General features: G+C 38.7%; 1 protein-coding gene. It reads left to right on the plus strand.

Going from position 1 to position 697, the window contains the following annotated elements; translation table 11 throughout:
- Positions 1 to 697, plus strand: a 697-nt coding sequence (locus KSO91_RS17490) for a hypothetical protein (RefSeq protein ID WP_238744289.1), incomplete at both ends; no start/stop codon positions are given.

The following is a 697-nucleotide window of genomic DNA, read 5'->3' on the forward strand; positions in this document are numbered from 1 at the left end:
TGGGCCGAAGGGAGGGGAGTTAACTCTAACGCAAAAAAACTATATAGCTTTGACTTGTACACCCGTTTATGGCCCTTGCGCTTCGCCCGGTGGTGAAGAAATAATGATGAAAATGGCTGAAGGGCATAGCTATTCTCCTGATCAACTAGATACGGTTCACGGATTGGGTATAATAGTCGCATCACTTGTCGGTATTCGGGCGTTGGGATCGTTGCCGTCGATGAATACTGTGGCTAAATTGGGGAATGTAACTGCGAAACCGAAGGTTGTTCCGAATATAACTGCAGGGCATGGTTCTAAAGTAGCTATGGATGGTCATAAAATTTATGACTCTGATTTTCCTGCAATTAGCACAAACCCGAGTGAATCATATCGTTTTTCAGATCCCAAATATAGAAAAACCGGAGGTGATGTGTACTTAGGTGAAAATGTTGTTACCTCTTATATGGAAGTAAGGAAAAATATTAAAGGTAAGTCACTATTCGTTGGCGATGTACAAATAGATAATATTCTAGATTTAACTGATCCGAATATCATAAAAAGTATGGATATAGATAATCATCTATTAACGACAAAAGTCACTAATGATGTACAAAAAAATATGGTGTACCGCTATACTGGGAATATATCAAACCGAGCTTATGATGCTGGATATAATGGGATTTTGTATTCAAGTTCGCGGAAGTTAGGAAATAAT

This window comes from Psychromonas antarctica (genome assembly GCF_022267535.1).
Classification (GTDB): domain Bacteria; phylum Pseudomonadota; class Gammaproteobacteria; order Enterobacterales; family Psychromonadaceae; genus Psychromonas; species Psychromonas antarctica.